Origin of the sequence: Sphingobium yanoikuyae (assembly GCF_013001025.1) — a bacterium.
In the GTDB taxonomy this organism is placed as follows: Bacteria; Pseudomonadota; Alphaproteobacteria; order Sphingomonadales; family Sphingomonadaceae; genus Sphingobium; species Sphingobium yanoikuyae_A.
On sequence record NZ_CP053021.1, the window covers coordinates 1,177,947 to 1,200,604 of the forward strand.

21 protein-coding genes are annotated in these 22,658 nt (G+C 64.1%); 3 read left to right on the forward strand and 18 right to left on the reverse strand.

Annotation, left to right across the window (positions count from 1 at the left end; all coding sequences use genetic code 11):
• Positions 1-142: 142 nt before the first annotated feature.
• From HH800_RS06205 to HH800_RS06230, 6 genes are all read right to left on the reverse strand, one after another.
• Positions 143-2,977, reverse strand: a complete 2,835-nt coding sequence (locus HH800_RS06205; RefSeq protein ID WP_169860522.1) for a TonB-dependent receptor plug domain-containing protein — start codon at positions 2,975-2,977, stop codon at positions 143-145.
• Between the two features lie 117 nt (positions 2,978-3,094).
• Positions 3,095-3,871, reverse strand: a complete 777-nt coding sequence (locus HH800_RS06210; RefSeq protein WP_169860523.1) for a metallophosphoesterase family protein — start codon at positions 3,869-3,871, stop codon at positions 3,095-3,097.
• Positions 3,872-3,904: 33 nt separating this feature from the next.
• Positions 3,905-4,459: a dCTP deaminase gene (dcd, locus tag HH800_RS06215; protein ID WP_004212213.1), complete on the reverse strand. Its 555-nt coding sequence runs from the start codon at positions 4,457-4,459 to the stop codon at positions 3,905-3,907.
• 7 nt (positions 4,460-4,466) lie between these two features.
• Positions 4,467-4,940 carry a cytidine deaminase gene (locus HH800_RS06220; RefSeq protein WP_169860524.1) on the reverse strand — a complete coding sequence of 158 codons (474 nt, stop codon included), beginning with the start codon at positions 4,938-4,940 and terminating at the stop codon, positions 4,467-4,469.
• Complete coding sequence (locus HH800_RS06225; RefSeq protein ID WP_161730997.1) at positions 4,937-5,569, reverse strand: GH25 family lysozyme; 633 nt, start codon at positions 5,567-5,569, stop codon at positions 4,937-4,939. Before HH800_RS06225 ends, HH800_RS06220 begins: the two co-directional genes overlap by 4 nt.
• A gap of 64 nt (positions 5,570-5,633) precedes the next feature.
• On the reverse strand, positions 5,634-6,116 hold the full coding sequence (locus HH800_RS06230) for a UPF0262 family protein (RefSeq protein WP_010339983.1): 483 nt from the start codon (positions 6,114-6,116) through the stop codon (positions 5,634-5,636).
• A gap of 121 nt (positions 6,117-6,237) precedes the next feature.
• Here HH800_RS06230 and HH800_RS06235 point away from each other — a divergent pair, with 121 nt between their 5' ends.
• Positions 6,238-7,725, forward strand: coding sequence for a replicative DNA helicase (locus HH800_RS06235; RefSeq protein WP_010339984.1), 1,488 nt, complete (start codon positions 6,238-6,240; stop codon positions 7,723-7,725).
• A 37-nt stretch (positions 7,726-7,762) separates the two neighbouring features.
• Here the strand turns inward: HH800_RS06235 and HH800_RS06240 are convergent, their stop codons facing one another.
• The 10 genes from HH800_RS06240 to HH800_RS06285 form a co-directional block, all read right to left on the reverse strand.
• Positions 7,763-8,158 (reverse strand): MAPEG family protein, encoded by a 396-nt coding sequence (locus HH800_RS06240; RefSeq protein ID WP_029548059.1) that lies wholly within the window; start codon positions 8,156-8,158, stop codon positions 7,763-7,765.
• Positions 8,159-8,197: 39 nt separating this feature from the next.
• Positions 8,198-10,087: a CocE/NonD family hydrolase gene (locus HH800_RS06245; RefSeq protein WP_169860525.1), complete on the reverse strand. Its 1,890-nt coding sequence runs from the start codon at positions 10,085-10,087 to the stop codon at positions 8,198-8,200.
• 76 nt (positions 10,088-10,163) lie between these two features.
• The gene (locus tag HH800_RS06250; RefSeq protein WP_169860526.1) at positions 10,164-11,975 is read right to left on the reverse strand and encodes a DUF885 domain-containing protein; all 1,812 of its coding nucleotides are present in this window, start codon (positions 11,973-11,975) and stop codon (positions 10,164-10,166) included.
• Between the two features lie 139 nt (positions 11,976-12,114).
• Positions 12,115-12,900: a phosphoadenylyl-sulfate reductase gene (locus tag HH800_RS06255; RefSeq protein WP_136187058.1), complete on the reverse strand. Its 786-nt coding sequence runs from the start codon at positions 12,898-12,900 to the stop codon at positions 12,115-12,117.
• Positions 12,893-13,333: a DUF934 domain-containing protein gene (locus HH800_RS06260; RefSeq protein ID WP_004212223.1), complete on the reverse strand. Its 441-nt coding sequence runs from the start codon at positions 13,331-13,333 to the stop codon at positions 12,893-12,895. The genes HH800_RS06255 and HH800_RS06260 overlap by 8 nt, the downstream gene beginning before the upstream one ends.
• A complete protein-coding gene (locus HH800_RS06265) occupies positions 13,326-14,957 on the reverse strand; it encodes a nitrite/sulfite reductase (protein ID WP_136187059.1) in 1,632 nt (543 codons plus the stop codon). Before HH800_RS06265 ends, HH800_RS06260 begins: the two co-directional genes overlap by 8 nt.
• A 1-nt stretch (position 14,958) precedes the next feature.
• Positions 14,959-15,255, reverse strand: coding sequence for a DUF2849 domain-containing protein (locus tag HH800_RS06270; protein WP_037520914.1), 297 nt, complete (start codon positions 15,253-15,255; stop codon positions 14,959-14,961).
• Positions 15,252-16,040: a uroporphyrinogen-III C-methyltransferase gene (gene cobA / locus HH800_RS06275; RefSeq protein ID WP_169860527.1), complete on the reverse strand. Its 789-nt coding sequence runs from the start codon at positions 16,038-16,040 to the stop codon at positions 15,252-15,254. The genes HH800_RS06270 and cobA overlap by 4 nt, the downstream gene beginning before the upstream one ends.
• Before the next feature lie 88 nt (positions 16,041-16,128).
• On the reverse strand, positions 16,129-17,562 hold the full coding sequence (astD, locus tag HH800_RS06280) for a succinylglutamate-semialdehyde dehydrogenase (protein ID WP_169860528.1): 1,434 nt from the start codon (positions 17,560-17,562) through the stop codon (positions 16,129-16,131).
• Positions 17,563-17,808: 246 nt separating this feature from the next.
• Positions 17,809-18,459, reverse strand: coding sequence for an RBBP9/YdeN family alpha/beta hydrolase (locus HH800_RS06285; protein ID WP_169860529.1), 651 nt, complete (start codon positions 18,457-18,459; stop codon positions 17,809-17,811).
• A gap of 281 nt (positions 18,460-18,740) precedes the next feature.
• On the opposite strand from HH800_RS06285, the gene HH800_RS06290 reads away from it, so the two are divergent.
• Together HH800_RS06290 and HH800_RS06295 are read left to right on the forward strand one after the other, a co-directional pair.
• Positions 18,741-18,989 (forward strand): hypothetical protein, encoded by a 249-nt coding sequence (locus HH800_RS06290; RefSeq protein WP_125989894.1) that lies wholly within the window; start codon positions 18,741-18,743, stop codon positions 18,987-18,989.
• Between the two features lie 45 nt (positions 18,990-19,034).
• The gene (locus HH800_RS06295; RefSeq protein WP_169860530.1) at positions 19,035-19,277 is read left to right on the forward strand and encodes a hypothetical protein; all 243 of its coding nucleotides are present in this window, start codon (positions 19,035-19,037) and stop codon (positions 19,275-19,277) included.
• A 719-nt stretch (positions 19,278-19,996) separates the two neighbouring features.
• On the opposite strand, the gene HH800_RS06300 is transcribed toward HH800_RS06295, so the two are convergent.
• On the reverse strand, positions 19,997-20,875 hold the full coding sequence (locus tag HH800_RS06300; RefSeq protein WP_169860531.1) for a hypothetical protein: 879 nt from the start codon (positions 20,873-20,875) through the stop codon (positions 19,997-19,999).
• 363 nt (positions 20,876-21,238) lie between these two features.
• The gene (locus tag HH800_RS06305) at positions 21,239-22,636 is read right to left on the reverse strand and encodes a protein adenylyltransferase SelO family protein (RefSeq protein ID WP_169860532.1); all 1,398 of its coding nucleotides are present in this window, start codon (positions 22,634-22,636) and stop codon (positions 21,239-21,241) included.
• Between the last annotated feature and the right edge of the window lie 22 nt (positions 22,637-22,658).

The following is a 22,658-nucleotide window of genomic DNA, read 5'->3' on the forward strand; positions in this document are numbered from 1 at the left end:
CCGCTTCGCTGTCGCCTGACTGTCGCTTCGATGTCGCGTCACTGTCGCTTCGGTGGCGCGTCAGAGGGGCGTGGCGGGCGCGCCAGGCCGCCAAAACGGCTGATTTGGCGTCGCACGACACTGTGAACTTTCAACTGTCGCGTCAGAATTCCAGGTTCAGCCGGCCATAATAGAAGCCGCCGCTGATCCCATAGGGGGCATAGGCATTATAGAGGCTCCCGGCCGTCCGGTTTACGGGCTTCAATTTGTTGGGATAGGTGTTGAGCAGATTATTGGCGCCGACCGACAGCTTGACGCCCTTCGCCAGCCGGTAGCCCAGTTCGAGGTCGAGGATCGTCTTGGGGCTCAGCTTCTCGTCGACATAGCCCAGGGTACAGCCGGCACTGCCGGCGGTGCAGGCGGCAAAATCCTCGGTATGATAAACGGCGGCGCTCGCCCGCTGATAGATTTTACCATAGCGGGTGGCACGCAGGTTCAGGTTGAAATCGCCCTTTTCCCACAGGATGTTGCCGATCAGCTTGTCGCGCGGCGTACCTTCGGAAAGGTCGCCCTGCTTGGCCCGGCCGATCAGCACCAGCCCGGATGCGGCAATTTCGTCGGGGACCGGGTCGATATGAGTGAAGATCGTCTTGTTGAAATTGGCCGACAGGCTGATCGTCGCGGTGCCAAGGTCGCCCAGCCCCGCCCGATAGGTGCTGACGATGTCGAGGCCGCGGGTGCGGGTGTCGGCCGCGTTGGAGAAGATGAGGCCGCCGGCAATGCCCTGGATGCCGGCCGCCGCCAGCGCGTTCATGACCACCGGGCCGCTCAGCGTTTCGGACAGCAGGATGCGGTCCCTGACCTTGATCTGATAGGCGTCGACCGTGACGTTGAAATTGGGCGCCGGGGTCAGGACGATGCCGGCGGAGAAGTTGGTCGACTTTTCCGGCTTCAGCGGCTGCGCGCCCAGCGCCCGCGCGGCAACCCCGTCGACCGGCAGCGCCTGCACCGGCAGCAACTGGTTCACGCCGTTGACGGTGACGTTGATCGTGGAGGAGGAGGCATAATGTTGCTGCTGCAGCGTCGGCGCGCGAAAGCCGGTGCTGGCGGTGCCGCGAATGGCAAAGCCGCGAAACGGCTCGATGCGCAGCGACGCCTTGCCGGTATCGGTGGTGCCGAAGTCGGAATAATCCTCGTGCCGTCCGGCAAGGCCGAACTCCAGCCCCTCGACGATCTGGCCTTCCAGATTGATATAGGCGCTCCAGTTTTCGCGGCTCCAGCTACCCGATCCTTCCGGCAGGAAGCCGGTGACGCCCTGCGACCCGACCCCGGTCCGCGTCGCCCCCGCGAGCCAGCTGCCGGCCGGCGAAACATAGCCGCCATCGATATAGGATTCCGGGTCGCCCGGACCGATCAGGAATTTGTTCTTCTTATATTCGGCGCCAACCGCGACCGACAGCGGCCCGGCGAGGCCGATGTCGAGCTCCTTGCTGAAGTCGAGATTGCTGGTCCATTCGTCGAAGCGGATCTTGCCCAGATAGAAATGGGTCGGGCTGGCCGGCCCCATGGACGGGTTGAGCGACGTGGTCTGCGCATATTTGACCTCGTCCTGCGCATAGCTGCTCGACAGGTCGACATGGATGCCGCCGCCAATCTCGCCGCGCAGGCCGCCGGCGACCTGAAAATCCTCGTCATAGACGTGGATGCGCGGGATATAGCCTTCGGGGTAGATCTCCAGGATGTTGTTGAGCGCCGCGGGGTTGCGATAGGTCAGCCAGCCGGCCGCATGGCGCTTGGAGTAGGTGCCGAAACTGTACAGCTCCATGTCGCCGCCTACGGGCATCATCGCGTCATAGCTGGCATTGCCGCCGATCACCTGCGGCTGGCCATATCTGGCGCGGATGCGGTCCGGGTCGGCATTGCGCGCGTCGCCGGTGGGGTAGAAGGGATTGCTGGTGATCGGACTGCTGTCTACCACCGTATTGTCCTGCAGCACGCCTTCGCCTGCCAGGTGGATATAGCCGCCGTCCGGCCCGATCGCGAAGCCCTTGTCGATCTGCCAGCGGCCCTGCCAGCCGCCATTGTCGGCGGTGCTGCCCATGGTCAGCGCCGCGCCGCCCTGCGTGTCGTTCTTCAGGATGATGTTGACGACGCCGGCGATCGCATCCGACCCATATTGCGCCGACGCGCCGTCGCGCAGCACTTCGATCCGCTGGATCGCATTGCCGGGGATCAGGTCCAGATCCGGCGGCGACTGGCCATTCTGGACCGACCCGTTGATGAACAGGGTGGCGGTATTATGCCGCCGCTTGCCGTTGACCAGCACCAGCAACTGGTCGCCGCCCAGGCCGCGCAGCGACAAAGTGCGCACCGCCCAGCTGGCGCCCGCGCCGTTGTTCGACACATTGATCGACGGCACCAGCGTACCCAGCAGGTCGCGCACCGACTGCTTGCCGCTGGCTTCCAGATCCTTTTCGCCCAGCACGTCGATCGGCGCCAGGCTTTCGGCGACGGTGCGGGTCGTCTGGCGGGTGCCGGTGACGATGATGGGCGCGGATTCGGCGGCCGGCTCCGGCGCAGGCGCCATGGCGAGGCCATCGAGCGTAGCGGTGCCGCTCGCCTGCGCGAACTGGATCGCCAGCGGGCGGCGGCGCACCGCGCTGCGGTTGGGCGCGGTGATAAGGGCGATGACGCCGGCGCCGGCCGGGGATCGGCGCAATTCGGTGCCGGCCAGCAACTGGCTGAGCGCATCGTCGGTGCTCAGCCATCCTTCGACCCGGCGGCTGCGGATATTGGCGACTTCATCATAGGGGAACAGGATGCGAATGCCGGCCTGCGCCGACAGCGCCCGCAGCGCGCCGCTCAGGGGCTGCGACGGGATGGAGAATTTGTGCCGCTGCGACAGGCTGGTGTCCGGCGCAGGGGCGGCAAGCAGTTGGGTCGGCACAACAAGGCATGTGGCGAGCGAAAGCCCCGCCAGAACATGGCGTTTCTGCATGATATGTCCCCTGCTGATCGGCATTTTTGCCGTTGGTCATGGGAACGAAATATGGCGGGCGATCCGCCATGGACCGGCAACAAAAGCGCCAGGCCATGGCTCTCGCTCAGGAAGGACTCAGGTTTCGCCGGTCTGAAGGAACCAGCGATCCGCGCCCTCTAGGCCGATCGCGGTCAGCCGGCCGGAATAATAGGCCCCGGTGTCGATGCCGATGCGGTTGGCGAGATTCTCGACCTCGGGCGTGATGCTGTGGCCATGGACCACCATCTTGTCATGCCGTCCGCCATGGTTGAGGAAATCGCCGCGTATCCAGCGCAGATCGGACGGTCGCTGCTCGGCCATCGGCACCCTGGGGCGGATGCCGGCATGGACGAACAGATAGTCGCCGACCGTCAGATGATCGACGAAGCTGTCGAGGAAATCGACATCCGCGCGCGGAATATAGTTCATCATCCAGTGGGCGATCGCCCCATCATCCATGTCGGCGCTCAGCGAAAGCGGCAGGCCGTAGCTGGCGAGCGTTTCCATGCCGCCGATGCGCCGGAAGAAGCCGACCGCGCCCTGATCGCCGCGCGCAGCCATGACAAAAATCTCTTCATGATTGCCCTTGAGCAGCCGGATGTCGCTGCCCGATCCATGCAGCGCCCGGACCCGCTCGATCACCTGCGCCGAATGCGGCCCACGATCAATCAGATCACCGAGCAGGATGAGGCCCCGGCGCTTTCCAGGCCGCAGCGCATCGTCGGCCGAAAGCATGCCGAGCAACTGGTCGAGCAGGTCGAGCCGGCCATGAATGTCGCCGATCGCATAGATGCGCCAGTCATCCCCCACGCTTGGAGGCAGCCCGCCCTCGTCATTGGATCGGCGCAGGAATTTCAGCATCGGGAGGGCCATGTGCGCTTCATGGCCCGCGATGCTGCCACAGCGTCACAGGCGCGGCAATGTCACGCCCTGCTGTCCCATATATTTTCCGGCCCGGTCGGCATAGCTGACCTCGCAAGGCTCGTTGCCCTGCAGGAACAGGAACTGGCAGGCGCCTTCATTGGCGTAGATCTTGGCGGGCAGCGGCGTGGTATTGGAAAATTCCAGCGTCACATGGCCTTCCCAGCCCGGTTCCAGCGGCGTGACGTTCACGATGATTCCGCAACGGGCATAGGTGGATTTGCCGAGGCAGATCACCAGCACGTCGCGCGGCACGCGGAAATATTCGACCGTGCGGGCAAGGGCGAAGCTGTTGGGCGGGATGATGCAGACGTCGGTCTTGCGGTCGACGAAGCTGTTGGCGGCGAAATCCTTGGGGTCGACCACGGCGCTGTCGACATTGGTGAAGATCTTGAACTCGTCGGCGACGCGCGCGTCATAGCCATAGGAGGACAGGCCATAGCTGATGCAGCCATCACGGCGCTGATTCTCCACGAACGGCTCGATCATGCGGTTCGACTGGGCCTGCTTGCGGATCCAGCGGTCGGAAAGGATGGACATGGGTCTGTCAGCTCTTCTGTGCAGGGGTGATGCCAAGGTCGGCCGGGCCGAAGGCGTGGGGCAGCAGGTCGGCAACGCGATGTTCGACCAGGCCGTCGCCTTCGGGCGCGACGCAATAGATGGCCAAGGTGCGGCCGGCGATCTGTTCGGCCTCGTTGATGACCTGGCGGCATCGGCCACAGGGACTGACGATCGCCTCGCCGCCGACGCTGCCGTCGGCCGCCATGCCGCCACCGACGACCGCGATCTCGGCGACATCGGCGAGGCGGCCCTGCGCGTTGACGGTCGCCAGCGCGACGGTTTCGGCACAGAGCGACAGGCCATAACTCGCATTTTCGAAATTGCTGCCGGTGACGATGCTGCCATCGGTCAGGCGCACGGCGGCGCCCACGGCAAAGCGGCTATAGGGCGCATGGGCGTGGGCCAGTGCGCCGCGTGCTGCCGCGACCAGCGCGGCGATATTCTTGTCTTCTGCACTCATGGTGCCACCACATCCCATCTGATCGGTCCGTCGACGCCGTCGATATGCCGCATGTCGCTGGCTGTCCACATCACCCAGGGCCGTTTGGCATAATCGGGCGCGAAGAAATTGCCGTCGACCCACAAGGTCCGGTTGATGCCGCTGGCAATGTCATATTGGGCGTCGAAATCGGCGCTGATGTTGAGCAGGGCAGGCTTGCCGGCATGGCTTTCGACCAGATTGACCAGCGTGTTGAGTTCCGACAATACCTGATCGCGGCCCGGCCGCGTGGAGCAGGACGGATCGAACCCCAGTCGGATGACCGGGGGCAGGGCGGCATTGTCGCGCGGCACGGTGGTCATGAACTGGGTCGCCTGATCGACAGCCTTGGCGCACAGGCTATAGTCCAGCGCCGCGCCATAGCGCATGCCCGCGCCGCGTGCGCCGCGCCAGTTGGCGGCGAACAGCGGGTCGCGCAGGCTGGCGCCCCTGGCCGCGCGAATATAGGCGAAATCCGCCCCCTGCGCCGCCAGCGTGCCCCATTCGACCAGGCCGGTATCGGATGTCACCGATACGCCCTGGGTCGGATATTCGTCACGGTTCGGAGCCCACCCGCGTGCATAGATCCACAGTGCCGAACCCAGCACCATGATGATTGCCAGAACCGCCCCCAAGCGGACCAGCAAGCCCCCCAAAGTCAAACGCCCGATGATATTACCCCTTGATGTGCAGGACGCAGATAAGTGTGAACAGGCGGCGCGCGGTGTCGAAATCGACCGCGATCTTCCCCTCCAGCCGCTCCTTCAGCATGTCCGCTGCGTCGTTGTGAATGCCCCGCCGGGCCATGTCGACGGTTTCGATCTGCGCTGGCGAGGCATTGCTGATCGCCTGATAATAACTGTCGCAGATCGCGAAATATTCGCGGATCGGCCGGCGGAAACGGCCCAGGCCCAGGATGATCGCCTCCAGCGGGCTGTCGTCCGCGCGATTGATCTCGATGACCAGGCGCCCCTCCTCGACCCGCAGCACCACCTTGTAGGGGCCGGCATAGCCGTCGGCATGGACGCGCTCCGGCGCGAAATGATTGTCCTCCAGCAGGTCGAAAATGGCGATGCGCCGTTCCTGCTCGACATCCGCGTTGCGCCACAAGATGGTGCGCTCGTCGAGCTTGATGTCTATGATGCGCGGATCGGCCATGGCGGGTCTGCTGTCAGTGCGGCGACGGGCCACGAAAAGCAAGCGGGACTTGTGGCGGGGGAGATGTGGTTGTTTCAACCTTCGCCCTTGCGCGACCCGCGTCGTGGCGCGATGAGGGCCCATGGTCGAACTCGTGAAACTCAATGCCGCTCCCGAAGAGGGCGGGCTGGAACTGCCGCGCAACGTCGAAGCGGAAGCTGCGCTGCTCGGCGCGCTGATGATTGACAACCGCATCGCGGAGGATGTGCAGCTCAAGCTGAAGCCCGAACATTTCTTCGAGCCACTACATGGCCGCATCTATGAGGCGGTGATGCGCCTGATCGAGCGCGACATGATCGCCAATCCGGTGACGCTCAAGCCGATGCTGGAACAGGATCCGGCGCTCAAGGAACTGGGCGGCGCGGCCTATCTGGCGCAACTCACCGGCAGCGGCGCGGCGCTGCTGGGGGCGCGCGACTTCGCGACCCAGATCTATGACCTTGCCCTACTTCGTCAACTTGTGAACGTTGGTCGAGAACTGGTTGATAATGCTCTGGATACCAGTGAGGATGTCAATCCGCGCGAGCAGATCGAGCTGGCCGAAGTCGCGCTTTACAAAGTGTCGGAAGGCGAGGGCGAGAGCGGGTCGGTCAAGAGCTTCCTTTCGGCCTCCACCATGGCGGTACAGGTGGCTGAACGTGCGCTCAACAGCGGCGGCCATGTGTCGGGTATCACCACCGGCATCAACAGCCTCAACGAGAAGATCGGTGGTCTGCACAATTCCGACTTGATGATCCTGGCCGGTCGTCCGGGCATGGGCAAGACGTCGCTGGCGACCAATATCGCCTATAATGCGGCGTCGCGCTGGCTGCGCGACCATAATGACGGCATCCCGCCGGAAAAGAATATGGGCGCCAAGACCGCCTTCTTCAGCCTCGAAATGTCCGCCGACCAGCTCGCCACCCGCGTTCTGGCCGAACAGTCGGGCATCAGCGGCGAAGCGCTGCGCATGGGCAAGATCAGCCGGGCGGACTTCCAGAACCTGTCGCGCGCCGCGCGCGATCTGCAGGAACTGCCGCTGTTCATCGACGACACGCCGGGCCTGACGATCGCCGCGCTGCGCACCCGCGCCCGTCGCCTCAAGCGCCGTCACGATGTCGGCTTCATCGTCGTCGACTATCTCCAGCTGCTGCAGGGCAGCGGCAAGGCGGGCGATAGCCGCGTCAATGAAATTTCGGAAATTTCCCGTGGTTTGAAGACGTTGGCGAAGGAACTTCATGTCCCTGTGCTGGCGCTGTCGCAGCTCAGCCGTGCGGTGGAACAGCGCGAGGACAAGCGTCCGCAGCTGTCCGACCTTCGCGAATCGGGCTCGATCGAGCAGGACGCGGACATGGTCTGGTTCGTGTTCCGCGAGGATTATTATGTCGCCGCCAAGGAGCCGGGCAACAAGGAAGGCCCCGAGCATCAGGAATGGGTGCAGGAGATGGAGCGCATCTACGGCCTGGCTGAAGTGATCGTCGCCAAGCAGCGTCACGGTTCGACCGGCCGTATCCGCATGAAGTTCGACGCCAAGATCACGCGCTTCTCGGATCTGGCTGAGGGCAGCTCTTACCTCGAAGACCTCGAATAAGAAGGCATGGCGGCGGATATATCCGCCGCCACCCGGTTCAGCCGGCGACGAACGCCTTGAAGACGATGCACAGGCCGACCATGCTGGCGAGATAGGCGAGCGAGCGGACCACCGGCACGCCCAGCCCATAGAGCGGCAGGTAGAGCGCGCGCGACACCAGCCACAGCCAGCCGCCGATCGCCGTCCATTCGCTGGTGCGGCCGGCCACCACCACGCCGAACAGGACGATGATCGCGATCGGGAAGGTTTCCAGGAAATTGGCCTGGGCGCGGACCAGCCGGCCGCCGACCGGATCGAGCGGGGGCAGGTTTTCGTCCCGCGCCCCGGTATTCCATTTCAAGCCATATTGTTTCGTCTTGAGATGCGCCGCCGCGAAGATATGGACCAGCAGCAGGACGCAGGCCCAGGCAAGGATCTTCAGTTCAACCGCCATCATACCCTCCCTTTATCGCGGCGGCGTCACGCCATCCGCTTATTTGACGATTGGCAACCATATCGCGCTGGCGCCCGCCGCGCCATATTGCACGCTCTGGGTCGCTGGCTTGTAGTCGCCCGGCTTCGCGTCGAAGATCGACGGCACATAGGTCTGCGGATTGCGGTCATAGACCGGGAACAGGCTGGACTGGATCTGCACCATGATGCGGTGGCCCGGCTTGAACACATGGTTCACATTGGGCAGGCCGAACTTGTAATTTTCCGCCTTGCCCGGAGTCAGCGCCTGCGGCTTGTCGAAGCCATGGGCGTAGCGGCCCCGGAAAATGTCGATGCCGATCGGCAGTTCATAGCCGGCCATCACCGGATTGGCGGTGTTCTCTTCCGGATAGACGTCGATCAGCTTCACCACCCAATCGCTGTCAGTGCCACTGGTGGCGGCGAACAGGTCGACCATCGGCTGGCCGGCGATATGCACCTCCTTGTCCAGCACCGGCGTCACATAGGTCAGCACGTCGGGGCGGCCATCGACGAAACGCTGGTCCTTCACCAGCCAGGTGCGCCAGGCCTCATTCTGGTCCTGATGGATCGGGCGGGGCAGATAGGGGACCGGCTTGGCCGGATCGGAGACATAGGAGTCGCTGCCCGCTGCTGCCGGCTTGGCCCAGGACAGGCTGTAGCTGGCGCCCAGATAGAGCGGGGTTGGCGTGCCGCCCGGCCATTTGGCGCGGGTTTCCCATTTGTCGATGCCGGTCGCGTAGCTGAGCGAACCGGGCATGGTGTAGCCGGCGGGCGGATTGTCCTTGAGATAATGGTCGAGGAAGGGCTTCATCGTGCCGACGCGGAACTGGCGGCCGGTATCGCCCTCGAACTGCAGATCGTCCAGGCTGCGGCCCTCATAATTGACGCCGCTATGGCGCCAGGGACCGATCACTAGGCTGACCATGTCATTCTTCTTGTCCTGCGGTTCCAGCGCCTTGTAGACCGCCGGGGCGCCATAGCTGTCCTCCTGGTCCCACTGGCCCACGACCAGCATGGTCGGCACGGTCAGGGTGCGCTTGGCCAGCAGCTTGTCGACCGCCTGTTCCTGCCAATAGGCGTCATAGGCCGGATGTTCGAGCAGCTTGCGGACCGAGGGGAAGGCATCGAGGCCATAGGCGCGGGCGAAGTCGCCGGCCGATCCGGCGTTCAGCATCGTCGTATATTCGTCGCCATTGCCCATCGGGATGGCGCCGCCGCCCTTCTTGGCGGTCTGCGACAGGCTGTAGCCGAAGCCGAAATTGCGGAACGCGCCATTGTGGAACCAGTCGTCGCCCATCCAGCCATCGACCATCGGGCTCTGCGGCACGGCGGCCTTCAGGGCCGGGTGCGGATCGATCAGCGCCGTCAGCGAGGTGAAGCCGGGATAGGAGGAGCCGGTGATCGCGACCTTGCCGTTGGTTTCCGGCACATTCTTCACCAGCCAGTCGATCGTGTCATAGGCGTCGGTGCTATTGTCGACGTCGGTCTTGTTGAGCGGGCCACGCAGCGGGCGGGTCATGACATAGTCGCCCTCCGACCCGTGCAGGCCGCGCACGTCCTGATAGACGCGGATATAGCCGTCATTGACGAAATCGGCATCCATGACCGGCAGGATCTCCTCGATCTTCTGGCTGCGGTTGCGGCTGGTCGCCTTGCCCGCATCATAGGGGGTGCGGGTCAGCAGGATCGGGCCATGTCTCGTGCCCTTGCGCATGACGATGACGGTGAACAGCTTCACCCCGTCGCGCATCGGGATCATCACTTCCTTGCGCACATAGTCCGCCTGCGGCCGGGCCGGATCATAGACATCGACCTTGTCCGGGGTCATCGGATCGGTCTGGGCGGCGATCGGCGCGGCAAGCGCAGCGATCATCAGGGCGGCAGCGGAAATCTGTGCGGCACGAAGCATGGCGATACCCCTTTGTTCTTTTGTAATCATGCAACGGGTCCGGCCTTGAGGAAAGGCCGGACCCACTTGTCCTTTGTCAGGCCTGCGCGAGGGCGCGGGCGCGATCCTCGATCCGCTTTTCCAGGATCGACAGCGGCATCGCGCCTTCCTCAAGAACGGCGTGGAACTGCTTGATATCGAACTTGTCGCCCAGCAGCGCCTGCGCCTTTTCGCGGGCCTTGGTCCAGCTGCCATGGCCGACCTTGTAGCTGGTCGCCTGGCCCGGCTGGGTGCAGTAGCGTTCGACCTCGCGCTGGCAGCGGGGGCGGGCAAAGCCGGTCTTCTCGACCATGTAATCGGTCGCCTGCTTGACGCTCCACTGCTTGGAATGGATGCCGGTGTCGACCACCAGGCGGGCGGCGCGGAACAGGAAGGACTGGAGATAGCCGGCACGGTCGATCGGCGTCGCATAGCCGCCCAGTTCGTCGGCCAGCTGCTCGGCATAGAGCGCCCAGCCTTCGCTATAGGCGCTCATGAAGGCGACCTTGCGCAGCATCGGCACGTCACCGGCGGTCTGCGCGGTCGAGATCTGGAGGTGATGGCCGGGCACGCCTTCATGATAGGTCAGGGCAGGCAGGCCATATTTCGGCCAGTCGCCGACGTCCTTCAGGTTGATGAAATAGATGGCCGGGCGCGAGCCGTCGAGCGCGGCGCGGTTATAATAGCCGTTGGAGGCGCCATCCTGGATCTCGACCGGCACCGCGCGGATTTCGAGCGGGGTGTTGGGTATGGTCGTGAACGCCTGGGGCAGCTTCGCCTTCATGGCGTCGAGGTCGCGGTTGAGCTGGGCGAGCAGGGCAGCCCGGCCGTCCGGGCTGTCGGCATAGAGCTGGGCCGGGTCGACATTGAGCGCGGCGAGCTTTTCGCCGACGCTGCCATTGGTGAAGCCGGCGCCGTTCAGGATCACGTCCAGCTTGGCGCTGATGTCGGCGACCTGCTCCAGCCCCATGGCGTGGATCTGATCGGCGCTAAGGTCGGTGGTGGTCGCCTGCTTGAGGGCGGCAGCGTAGATTTCGTCGCCGCGCGGGGTGCGCCATACGCCGTCGCCGGCGGCGGTCTTGGGCTTCAACGCCTCGATCGCGGCGATCTGTTCGTCGAGCGCGGGATAGATCGACTTTTCGACGATCGCGGTGGCCTGCGCCTGCCAGTCGCCGGTCACGCCCTTGGCGGCGGCGCGCTTCACCAGCGACTGGACCAGGCTGCTGGTTGCGGCAGGCTGGCCGCGTAGCTTCTTCATCTGGCCAAGCGTCAGGTCGAGCGACCAGCCGGGGGCGAGATAGCCGCGCGCGGCCTCGTCCCGCTGCAGCGCGGTATCGGTCCGCAGGTTGCGGGCGAAGGCGTCGAGCCGGGCGACATAGGCCTCGCAATCGCCGGCCGTGTTGATGGTGTGCGCGGTGTTCAGGAAATCGGGCGTCTGGAAATAGCTGCCGCCTTGCTGGAAGATGCGATAGGGGCGCTGGACGCTGTTGAGGCCGAACTTGGCCGGCGCGACCGTCTGCTGGTCGAGCGAATAGAGGATGACCTCCAGGTTCAGGCGCTGCGCATCCGACAGGGCGGCGCCCTCATAGCCCTTGAACTCCTTGATCGCGGCCTGGGTGGCGGCCAGCTTCTTCATGGTGCCGGACTTGCTGTTGTCGTCGAGCTGGCTCTTGGCGGCGGAACGGGCGCCCTTGTCGAGGCCGAGGCTGGTGACCATGGCGGGCGACAGGTCGAGCTGGCGCTCGAAGGCGGTGGCGAAGGCGGCCGACAGGCGGGCATCATCGGCGCCGGCCGCCTGGGCCAGGGCGCGTGGCGCGGCGGTGGCGAGCGCGACCGCGCCCGAGGAAAGCAGGAATTGACGACGATCCATGGGGCGACTCCCTTAAGTCCCGTTGGAAAGGGGGGAGTGTATTGCGCTGCTGACACGACAGGTCCAGCGCGCGCCCGCGCTTGTTACGCAATGTTACAATAAGATAAGGGGCGGGCACCCCGCAGGGCGCCCGGTGTGATCAGAAGGCGGGCAGGTTTGCCGGGTCTTCCGGATCGATGACGGGGATCGGCGTTACCGGCGAATGGATGCCGCATTCCACTTTGTCCCATCCGCGCCATCGACCGGCGCGCGGGTCTTCGCCCGGCAGCACCTTGGACGTGCAGGGTTCGCAGCCGATCGACAGATATCCCTGCGCCTCCAGCGGGTGACGCGGCAGTTGTTCGGCCTCGAAATAGGCTTCCAGATCGGTCTTGGTCCAGTCGCCCAACGGATTGATCTTCAGTCGGCCGTCCTCGACTTCGAAGCGCGGCAGGTTCTGGCGCGTCACCGACTGAAACGCCTTGCGACCCGAAATCCAGGCATCCAGGCTCGCCTTGGCACGCTTCATCGGCTCGACCTTGCGGATTTCGCAGCAGCCGTCGGGATCATAGGACCAGCGCAGGCCGGTCTCGTCCTTCTTGGCCAGCACCGCCGCGTCGGGCGCGACTACGCTGCTGTTGGTGAAGCCCAGCCGCGCGATGAGTGTGTCACGATAGTTGAGCGTCTCGGCGAACATCTTCTGCGTGTCGACGAAGATCACCGGGATGGCCTTGTCGGCCTTGGCCACCAGATCGAGCAGCACCGCGCTTTCCGTGCCGAAGGAGGAGACGACGCCGACATTGCCGGCGAGGCCTTCCGCGAACACGGTCTTGAGCATGGTCAGCGTATCGACGCCCTCGAAACGCGCGTTGAGCGCATCGGCATCCCCCTGGGTAAAGACGGGGCGGGCATCGATCACATCGATCTGGCGGGCAGGTTCAGCCATCAATTTTCTCCGGATGCCGTTTCGCCCAGACGGGCTGACGGCCATCGATCGTCTTCTGATAGACGTCGGCATAGCGGGTGAGCGCGCGCTCCACGGCGGCGTCATCCAGGGCTTTTGCGGGGTGGAAACTGTCGAAGCCGCAGCGGCGCATGGCGTTGATCTGGTCGACCAGCACGTCGCCCACCGCGCGCAATTCGCCCTGATAGCCCGATTCCCGCAGGATGCGCGCGGCCGAATAGCCGCGCCCGTCGCCATATGCGGGGAAATTCACCTCGACCAGCGAGAGGCGATCGAGATGCGGCAGCAGTTCGCGCGCATCCTCGCCCGGCTCGATGCGGACGGCGGTGGCGTTGGACTGGCCGGTGAAGGATTCGACCGTGACGGCCGGCTCCTGCGCGGCTTCACCGTCGCGGAAGGAGAGGAACTCAACCATAGATCGCCTCCTTGAAGGGCTTCATGCCGATACGGCGATAGGTGTCGAGGAAGCGCTCCCCGTCGGTGCGTTCGGCGAGGTAGATGTCGGTGACCTTCTCGATCGCGTCGACCACGCCGTCTTCGGAGAAGCCGGGGCCGGTGATCTGGCCGAGCGACGCATCCTCCGCGCCCGATCCGCCGAGCAGCAGCTGGAAATTCTCCACGCCCTTACGGTCGACGCCCAAAATGCCGATATGGCCGGCATGATGGTGGCCGCAGGCGTTGATGCAGCCCGAAATCTTCAGCTTCAGTTCGCCCAGTTCGGCCTGACGCGCATTGTCGGCGAAGCGCTGCGCGATCTTCTGCGCCAGCGGGATCGAACGGGCATTGGCCAGCGCGCAATAATCAAGGCCAGGGCAGGCGATGATGTCGGTGATCAGGTCGAGATTGGCCTCGGCCAGTCCCGCTTCGTCCAGCTTCTGCCAGATGGCGTAGAGATCGGCCTTCTTCACATGCGGCAGGACCAGGTTCTGCGCATGGGTGACGCGCAGTTCGTCGAGCGAATATTGCTCGGCCAGCGACGCGACCAGTTCGATCTGTTCGGCCGACGCGTCGCCCGGAATGCCGGTCAACGGCTTCAGGCTGATATTGACGATGGCATAGCCGGGCTGCTTGTGGGCCGCGACCTGACGGTCGACCCACAGGGCGAAGGCCGGATCGGCACGGTCGATCTCTTCGCTCAGGCCCGTTTCATAGGCCGGGTTGGCGAAGAAGGCGCGGATGCGGTCCAGTTCCTCGGTCGGCGGGTTGAGGCCAAGCTCGCGCATATGGGCGAACTCTTCCTCGACCTGGCGCTTATATTCCTCGACGCCGATCTCATGGACCAGGATCTTGATCCGGGCCTTGTACTTGTTGTCGCGGCGACCGTAGCGATTATAGACGCGCAGGCAGGCCTCCAGATAGGAGACGATCTCCTCTTCGGCCACGAAATCCCTGATCTGCGGCGCGACCATCGGGGTGCGGCCCATGCCGCCGCCGGCATAGACTTCGGCGCCAATGATGCCATCCTTCGACACCAGCTTCAGGCCGATATCGTGCAGGCGCATCGCCGCGCGATCGTCGTCGCTGGCAATCACGCAAATCTTGAACTTGCGCGGCAGATAGGTGAATTCCGGGTGGAAGCTCGACCATTGGCGCAGCAGCTCGGCCCAGGGGCGGGGGTCCGCCACCTCGTCGGCGCTAACGCCGGCATATTGGTCGGAACTGATGTTGCGGATGCAATTGCCGCTGGTCTGGATGGCGTGCATCTCCACCGTCGCCAGTTCGGCGAGGATGTCGGGCGCATCGGCCAGCTTGATCCAGTTATATTGCAGGTTCTGGCGCGTGGTGAAGTGGCCATAGCCCTTGTCATATTTCGCCGCGATCTCGCCCAGCTTGCGCATCTGCTTGCCCGACAGCGTGCCATAGGGAATGGCGACGCGCAGCATATAGGCGTGGAGCTGGAGATAGAGGCCGTTCATCAGCCGCAGCGGCTTGAACTGATCCTCGGTCAGGGCGCCGGTCAGGCGGCGCTGCACCTGGTCGCGAAATTCATCGACGCGGGCGTCGACGATGGACTGGTCATAGCTGTCGTAGCGATACATGTCAGATCACCCAGTTGCCGGCGTCGGCGTCATTCGGTTTCAAATTGAGGTCGGGGCGGACCGTGGGGCCAAGGGCGCGGATACGGTCCTTGATATGGGCCGGGCGCACGCCCTCGTCAGTGACGGTCGCGTCGATCACATAAGCGCCGACGACGCGCAGCGCCGCTTCCTCGGTGCGGACGAGGTCGTCGCCCTGTTCGCCGACATCGGCGCTATCGCCGACCTGGCGCGACCAGCCATCGCCGGCCCACCAGATGACATCACCGGTCACCAGATCATTGCCCGTCAGGATCTTCACGAACGCATCTCCGAAATACTCTCCCCTTTTGCCGCCCAGTCCGCCAGCACATCGCGTGCCAGGGCATGGGCTGCCACGTCGCCGACCACGATCAGGGCCGGGCTTTTGACTTCTTCACGCGCCACCATGTCGCCCAGATCGGCGAGCAGGGTGCGCAGGCTGCGCATATCGGCGCGCGTGCCATTTTCCAGCACCGCGACCGGGATCGCCGGCGACACGCCGTCGGCCATCAGCTTGTCGGCGATGTCGGAGGCGGTCGCGACGCCCATATAGATGACGAGCGTGCGGCCTTTTCCCGCAAGGCCCGACCAGTCCTGTGTCGTGAGACCCTTGCACTGGCCGGCAACGAAGCTGACCGCGCTCGACGCCTCGCGATGGGTCAGCGGCAGTTGCGCCTGGGCGGCGGCGCCGATCGCGGCGCTGATGCCCGGCACGACCTCGACCGGTACGTCGGCGGCGCGGCAGGCATCCACTTCCTCGCCACCACGGCCGAAGATGAATGGGTCGCCACCCTTCAGACGGACGACCGGCTCGCCAGCCAGGGCGAAGCGGACCAGCAGGGCGTTGATCGCCTCCTGCGGCATGGAATGGCGGCTGCGCTGCTTGGCGACCGAGACCAGTTCCGTCTGCGGCCCGGCCAGCGCCAATATGTCGTCAGACACCAGCCCGTCATGCACGATCAGGCGCGCGTCGCGGATCAGGCGCACGGCCTTGATGGTCAGCAGTTCCGGGTCGCCCGGTCCCGCGCCCACCAGGTGGACGGTAGCAGGTGCAATGTCAGCCATGCTCGCCACATGGCGAAAGGGCGACGGAGTTTCAATTCAGAATGGATATGGAGGGGCTTAGGAAAAGTTTTGTCCAGTAGCCGGGTTGTCAATCGCCCATGGCGCTGACGTCTATGTCCTTGAGCCCGATGCCGATGGTGGCGCGGGGCTGTTCGATCTCGGCCGATGCGACCGGATAGGCGCAATAATCGGCGGCATAATAGGCGCTGGGCCGGTGGTTGCCGGATACGCCGACGCCGCCGAACGGGGCGATGCCCGACGCGCCATTGGTGGGCCGGTTCCAGTTGATCACGCCGGCGCGGACATTGCCCCAGAATTGCGCATATTGTTCGGGACTGCCGCCGACGAGCGAGGCGGACAGGCCGTAGCGGCTGCTATTGGCTTCGGCGATGGCGGTTTCGAAATCGGGCACGCGCACGATCTGGAGCAGCGGGCCGAACAGTTCGACATCGGGCCGTTCCTTCATCGCCGTCACGTCGATGATTGCGGGCGTCAGGAAGGGCAGGCCCTTTTGCGGCCGGACCATATGCTTGATCGGCCGGCCGCCATGGCTCATCAGATAGAGGAAGCTTTCGGTCAGGCCATCGGCGGTCGGATTGTCGATGACCGGCCCCATATAGGGCTGCGGATCGGCATGGGGGTGATCGACGATCAGCCGGTCGGCAAGCTTCTTGACCTCCGCGATCAGGGCGTCGGCCATCGCGTCGCGCACGATCAGCCGGCTGGCGGCGGTGCAGCGCTGGCCGCTCGACAGGAAGGCGGACTGGATGACCAGCGCGGCGGCGGCGCCGATTTCCGGCGTGTCCCAGACGACCAGCGGATTGTTGCCACCCATTTCGAGCGCGAGGATCTTGCCCGGCTGGGTCGCGAACTGGCGGTTGATGGCGATGCCGGTCTGGGCCGATCCGGTGAACAATATGCCCGCGACATCGGCATGGGCGGCGAGTGCCTTGCCTTCCTCCGCGCCGCCGAGCAGCAACTGGACGGCATCGGTCGGGACGCCTGCCTCATGATAGAAGCGCACCAGCATCTCGCCGACCGCCGGGGTCTTTTCCGACGGCTTGAAGATGACGGCATTGCCCGCCAGCAGCGCGGGGATGATGTGGCCATTGGGCAGGTGGGCCGGAAAATTATAGGGGCCAAGCACCGCCATCACGCCATGGGGCTTGTGCCGCACCGACTGGCGGGCGCCCAGATTGGCTTCCAGCCGGCGCTGGCCGGTGCGTTCGGAATAGGCGGCGACCGATGTGTCGATCTTGGCCATGACCGCCGTCACCTCGGTCCGGGCGTCCCATAGCGGCTTTCCGGTTTCGCGGGCGATCAGGTCGGCCAGTTCCTCCTCATGGGCGCGCACAACATTGACGAAGCGGCGCAGCGTCTCGATGCGGAAGGCGACCGGCTGTGCGGCCCAGCGCGGCCAGCCGGAGCGGGCGCGGGCGACGATATCGTCCACGTCGCCGCTTTCGCCCTGCCATAGCAGGGCGCCGGTCGCGGGTTCATGGGACGTCAGCGCGGCGGACATGGTGCAGGATATGGCCGAAAATGGTTAACGAAGGAAGAGCGGGGCATGGAGGGTGCTCTTCTACGTTCGGCCAATAGGAAATGTTCCGCTTAACTTCCCATATTTCCCGCATATTTCGACATTTAAGAACCGAAGTTGGAAATTTTATGATGCTGGGTCGATCCGGTCAGGGCGGGCGCCCATGCCGGATCGATCCTGTATCATCCTGCCGTCGAATAGGACAGCGCAGCTGCCTGACGGCGGCGATCAGAAGCCGTAGCGGATCGACATTTCGGCGCTGCGCCGGGCTTCTTCGTTGCGGACTGCTGCAAGATCGCTCGGCGCCGTCCGATCGGTCAGCCGGTGGAGCAAGAACTGGCCGAAATTCCATTCGCCCAGATCCGACGCGGCGTTGATATGGCCGCTTTCGCCCGCGTCGGCGAACTGACTGCCCCAGAATTGGGCGAGCCGCCGGGCGCTGGCAAAGTCGATATAGGGATCGTTGCGGCTGGCGACGACGATCGAGGGGAAGGGGAGTAGCCCCTTGGGCGTGGGGCCGAAGCCGACGAGGCGGCGGTCGACCGCGCCGCTGTCCACTTCCGGCGGCGCCACCAGCAGGGTGCCGGCCACCTTGTCCCGCAACTGTCCGGTTTCGAACGCTGCCCACCAGGCGACCGCATGGCAGCCAAGGCTGTGCGCGGCCAGGATCACCGGCCCGTTTACCTGGGCGATGGCATGGCCCAGATTGGTGATCCAGGCATTGCGATGGGGCGCGTCCCAGCTGCCCAGTTCGACCCGATGGCAGTCGGGAAGCGACTGTTCCCAAAGGCTTTGCCAATGGCCAGGGCCGCTGTTCATCAGGCCGGGCACGGTCAGGATGGTGGGGGTCTGGTCATCCGACAGGGTGTGAATCGTCATCTGCACCTCCAAATCTATGGGGTGATTTTATCACTACTGATTTGATTGACAATAAAGCTTTCCTGATGCGTGGCGAAGCTGTGGTGGATTGCGTTGCGCGAAAAATGCCAAATATAAAAATATAACGCCGACTGTTGGTGTAATTTTCGTGCGATAAATATGATCTGCGCGAACTGGAGTCCGATTTTCCGGGCTTTCGGCAAATTGGCACGGCCCCTGCAATGCTCCTGGCACGACCCGATCGGGGTCGCGGAACGAGATTTCAGGGAAGGAATTTGCTCATGAAGACCATCGCCATCATCGCCGCTGCTGCCGCCATGACCGTTGCTGCCGCGCCGGCCTTCGCCCAGCCGGAAGGCAAGTTTGGCAACGCCAAGGTCAGCTATGAAGAAAAGACCGACCGCTACTGCTTCCGCGAAACGCGCGCCAATTCACGCATCCCGCTGGTCGATTGCCGCAGCAAGCAGGACTGGGCCGACGCGGGCCTGACCATCAGCCGCAAGCCGGCCGTCCAGTTGGCCCAGCGCTGAGCGCCGGCACCACCGATCCATCAAAATCAGGGAAGGAATTTGCTCATGAAGACCATCGCCATCATCGCCGCCGCTGCCGCCATGACCGTTGCCGCCACGCCGGCCTTCGCCCAGCCCGTGGGCAAGTTTGGCAACGTCAGCTATGAAGAGAAAACCGACCGCTACTGCTTCCGCGAAGTGCAGCCGAGCACGCTGGTGCCGCGCGTCGATTGCCGCAGCAGGCAGGATTGGGCCGACGCGGGCCTGACCATCAGCCGCAAGTCGGCCGTCCAGCTTGCCCGGCGCTGAGGCGCAGTGCCTCCCGGCGAGAGGAAGCCGGGAGGCTGCCCAGATGGGGCGGATTTTGCGGCAGGTCGCGCCAGACCCGCGATCAACGCCGGAACGGCGTCGCCCCGATGTCGTTGGTTCGACGGACGCGGCCCGCGCATGGTTATCACGGGGCGGCCTGCGACCGATGGAGCGTCCCGTCCCGCCTTCCGGGGCAAAGGCGGGACGCTTTTTCCGTGTTACGCTGCTGCGAGCTGCGGTAATTGGCCGGACCGATCCGGATTCTTTCTGAAAATTGATGGCGGGTCTCGACCGGAAATCGACGCGACAGTCGAAGTTCACAGTGTCGTGAGGCTGATTTCGGGGAAAAGCACCGGTGATGCTCCTGCGACGCGCCGACGGCGCGCCTGTGAAGCGACACGCGCATCGAAATCGGGTCATCACCACGCCTCGGTGACGCGACAGTGGGGCGACAGTGAAGCGACGCCCGTGCGCCAGCAGGCGGTTGCGGAGCGACCGCGAGATGGCGTGAAGATCGTGTGATTGATCCATTTCCAAGGGTAGATCAGAGAAAGGCGGAGTAGGACAGCTGAGTTAGGCGGTCTGGAAGCGACCATTCTTGGCCACTCCCCAAAATCTTCCGTATCGCTGAAACCGGACACTCATTCAGGTGGCACATTGAAGGCTGCATCACCAAATCTAGCCAATAAAGCTTATTGAGGGATCGCAACAGCCGGGCGTTACTTGTCCTGCTTACATGCAAGATCGGCGGCGAAGACCCTCCAGCCGGCAACCAATGCGTCGCGTTGACGACTCGAGCCGCCGTTCACAATTGATCCGAAGCTCTCGCCGGTGATTTGATTGAGCACCGCATCAAGTCCATCCACGACCTGCTCTGGCCCGTAGTGACGCATCCCCTCGAACGCGTCTGGGGCGTGGTTCACGAGGGAGATCGCCTGCGTGCGTAGATGGCGACGATCATCCATCTGCGCAATGATAGCAGGCACTGCTACATTACCCAACGCTTCAAGCTGGTCGAATACATGCTGTTGCCGATCGCCATCGACTTGACCGAGACTGGCGATGAGCGCGCGCACCTTCGCGAAGTGGGGAAGCGTGGTATTGGCCCGCCACGATGCGACGATCTTCGCCTGCCGTGAAGCTTCGGCGCGTGTAGCGGCGACCGTCAGGTCAGTCGCCCGCTTCAATGCGTCCGGCGTATAGCCAGCGAAGTATAGGCTAACAGGACCATCATCTCCTCGGTTAAGAAATAGGATGGCCGGTTCGCCCGCTAAGCCAAGCATTGCAGCATTAGATGGCTTGTATGTGGCATCCTGCGGATAGAAGCGGACAGTCGCACTGCTCATGCCTTCGCCTTTCACGACGCTCTCGACCTTTATAGGGATGTCCAGATACCCCGGTGACGGCTTTGCCGCTTCCTCGGTAAGTCGTTGCTTCGACACATCCATCTTGCCGATAAGCACAATGCTGGACCCAGCGAGCAGCGTGGCGAGCTTTGGGTCCGATGGGCAGAGGCGCGCTGAGGTAGGCGAGGAGTTGGAGATTGGAGAGACGCCGAATCCAAAAACAATCGCGAGAAGTGTAATCCGCATGATCATGATGATGACGATGCCACTTCCGGCGCACGCTCGCTATCGACGATTGTTGCCGCTTGATTTTTACTGTCCAAGGTAAGCTATCGTCGCTCCTCTCTCCAAAAGCTGACTGTCGCAAATCCACCCGCAGCGGACGTTTCTAATTCCTCCCCAAGCTTGCCTTGGGGAGTTCAATGGAGACACGTGTCTCCATTGAACAGTGCGCAGCGCTGACGGAGGGGCTATGCCGCAAACGCACCTCTCTCGCCTTCGGCGGTCGCCCTCCCCAAGCAAGCTTGGGGAGGATTATCGGGCAGTCCGCTCTCCACCCCATTCCGCCACGCGATCAGGTGTGGTGACACTTGCTTTGCCGGGTCTGGGCCTTTCTCACGGCAGCGCCGGCGCTGCCCCATGCGCTTCGCCCATGCGGCGGATGGCGGTGACCTTGGCGTGGAGCGGGGACCAGTCGTCGGACTGGTCGATCGCGCTCCAGATCGCTTCCACCTCGTCGATATGCATGGAGCAGGGCGCCGCGTCCGACCAATAGGCGTGGTCGCGGGCGCCAGGGACGGGCGGGTGGTCGGCCAGCGTGTCGCGCAGTTCGGCCCAGATGGGTTCGCTGTAACGCGCCGGATTGCGGGGCGTGCCGCCGCGCCAGTCGTGAAAGAATGTATCGATCGGCGTCGCGGTGGTCATCATCGCGCGCACGGCGGTTTCGGTCATGGCGGCACTGTCCGCACCCGGCAGGACGCCGAGGCGCCAGCAGAAGCGGCGCTGCATCGCCTGCGCATAGAGGGCGGGGAAGCGTTCGAGCTGTTCGATCAGCGGCGGGCCTTCGGTAAGCGGCCGCAGCGACACGGCGAGCTGGGCGACGTCCCAGTGGATCGCCTCGGCCTGGCGGGCGAAGGCGTAGAGGCCGGCATGGTCGAAATAGGCGGCGGTGAAGCCCGCGTCCCAGAGCGGCGTGAAGCGCCAGGGGCCATAGTCGAAGCTTTCGCCGGTCACATTGATATTGTCGCTGTTGAGTACGCCATGGACGAAGCCGGCGACCATGTAGCTGGCGGCCAGGTCGGCGGTGCGATCGACTACGCGGCCGAGCAGTTGGGCGGGCGGGTTGTCGCCGGGTTGTTCCCCATAGAGGCGGGTGAGGGCATAGTCGGTCAATTTTTCGAGCAGCCCATTATCCTCGATATAGGCGGCGCGCTGGAAGCTGCCGATGCGGATATGCGAATGGCTGAGGCGGACCATCGCCGCGCCGCGCGTGGGCGAGGGTTCGTCATTGCGCTCCAGCGCTTCGCCGGTCTCGATGATCGAGAAGGTCTTCGACGTGTTGGCGCCCAGCGCCTCCAGCATCTCGGTCGCCAAAATCTCGCGCACGCCGCCCTTGAGCGTCAGGCGCCCATCGCCGAAGCGGCTATAGGGGGTCTGGCCCGATCCCTTGGTGCCAAGGTCGAGCAGGCGGCCGTCCGCGTCGCGCATCTGGGCGAAGAGGAAGCCGCGGCCGTCGCCGATATCGGGATTATAATGGCGGAACTGATGGCCATGGTAACGCAGGGCAAGCGGCTGGGGGAGCGTGTCGGGCAGGGGCGCGAAGCGGCCGAAATGGGCGATCCATTCGGCGTCGCTCAGATGATCGAGGCCGACGGTGGCGGCGGCGCGGTCATTGCGGAACCGCAACAGGGTCTGTGGAAAGTCCGCAGCATGCACCGGATCGGCGATGTCGGGCATCAGCGCGGTGATTTCCGTGGCGGGGTGGTAATTGGCGGCTTGCGGCTTGTTGTCCATGCGGCGATATGGGGGAGCATGG

Bases quoted from the DNA above. Each gene is read 5' to 3' on its own strand.
- HH800_RS06220 (WP_169860524.1), bottom strand. From the start codon at position 4,940: ATGAGTGCAGAAGACAAGAATATCGCCGCGCTGGTCGCGGCAGCACGC.
- HH800_RS06230 (WP_010339983.1), bottom strand. From the start codon at position 6,116: ATGGCCGATCCGCGCATCATAGACATCAAGCTCGACGAGCGCACCATC.
- HH800_RS06255 (WP_136187058.1), bottom strand. From the start codon at position 12,900: ATGGCTGAACCTGCCCGCCAGATCGATGTGATCGATGCCCGCCCCGTC.
- HH800_RS06250 (WP_169860526.1), bottom strand. From the start codon at position 11,975: ATGGATCGTCGTCAATTCCTGCTTTCCTCGGGCGCGGTCGCGCTCGCC.
- HH800_RS06235 (WP_010339984.1), top strand. From the start codon at position 6,238: ATGGTCGAACTCGTGAAACTCAATGCCGCTCCCGAAGAGGGCGGGCTG.
- HH800_RS06300 (WP_169860531.1), bottom strand. From the start codon at position 20,875: ATGATCATGCGGATTACACTTCTCGCGATTGTTTTTGGATTCGGCGTC.
- dcd (WP_004212213.1), bottom strand. From the start codon at position 4,459: ATGTCCATCCTTTCCGACCGCTGGATCCGCAAGCAGGCCCAGTCGAAC.
- HH800_RS06225 (WP_161730997.1), bottom strand. From the start codon at position 5,569: ATGGTGCTGGGTTCGGCACTGTGGATCTATGCACGCGGGTGGGCTCCG.
- HH800_RS06305 (WP_169860532.1), bottom strand. From the start codon at position 22,636: ATGGACAACAAGCCGCAAGCCGCCAATTACCACCCCGCCACGGAAATC.
- HH800_RS06260 (WP_004212223.1), bottom strand. From the start codon at position 13,333: ATGGTTGAGTTCCTCTCCTTCCGCGACGGTGAAGCCGCGCAGGAGCCG.
- HH800_RS06265 (WP_136187059.1), bottom strand. From the start codon at position 14,957: ATGTATCGCTACGACAGCTATGACCAGTCCATCGTCGACGCCCGCGTC.
- HH800_RS06205 (WP_169860522.1), bottom strand. From the start codon at position 2,977: ATGCAGAAACGCCATGTTCTGGCGGGGCTTTCGCTCGCCACATGCCTT.
- HH800_RS06210 (WP_169860523.1), bottom strand. From the start codon at position 3,871: ATGGCCCTCCCGATGCTGAAATTCCTGCGCCGATCCAATGACGAGGGC.
- cobA (WP_169860527.1), bottom strand. From the start codon at position 16,040: ATGGCTGACATTGCACCTGCTACCGTCCACCTGGTGGGCGCGGGACCG.
- HH800_RS06290 (WP_125989894.1), top strand. From the start codon at position 18,741: ATGAAGACCATCGCCATCATCGCCGCTGCTGCCGCCATGACCGTTGCT.
- HH800_RS06285 (WP_169860529.1), bottom strand. From the start codon at position 18,459: ATGACGATTCACACCCTGTCGGATGACCAGACCCCCACCATCCTGACC.
- HH800_RS06295 (WP_169860530.1), top strand. From the start codon at position 19,035: ATGAAGACCATCGCCATCATCGCCGCCGCTGCCGCCATGACCGTTGCC.
- astD (WP_169860528.1), bottom strand. From the start codon at position 17,562: ATGTCCGCCGCGCTGACGTCCCATGAACCCGCGACCGGCGCCCTGCTA.
- HH800_RS06245 (WP_169860525.1), bottom strand. From the start codon at position 10,087: ATGCTTCGTGCCGCACAGATTTCCGCTGCCGCCCTGATGATCGCTGCG.
- HH800_RS06240 (WP_029548059.1), bottom strand. From the start codon at position 8,158: ATGGCGGTTGAACTGAAGATCCTTGCCTGGGCCTGCGTCCTGCTGCTG.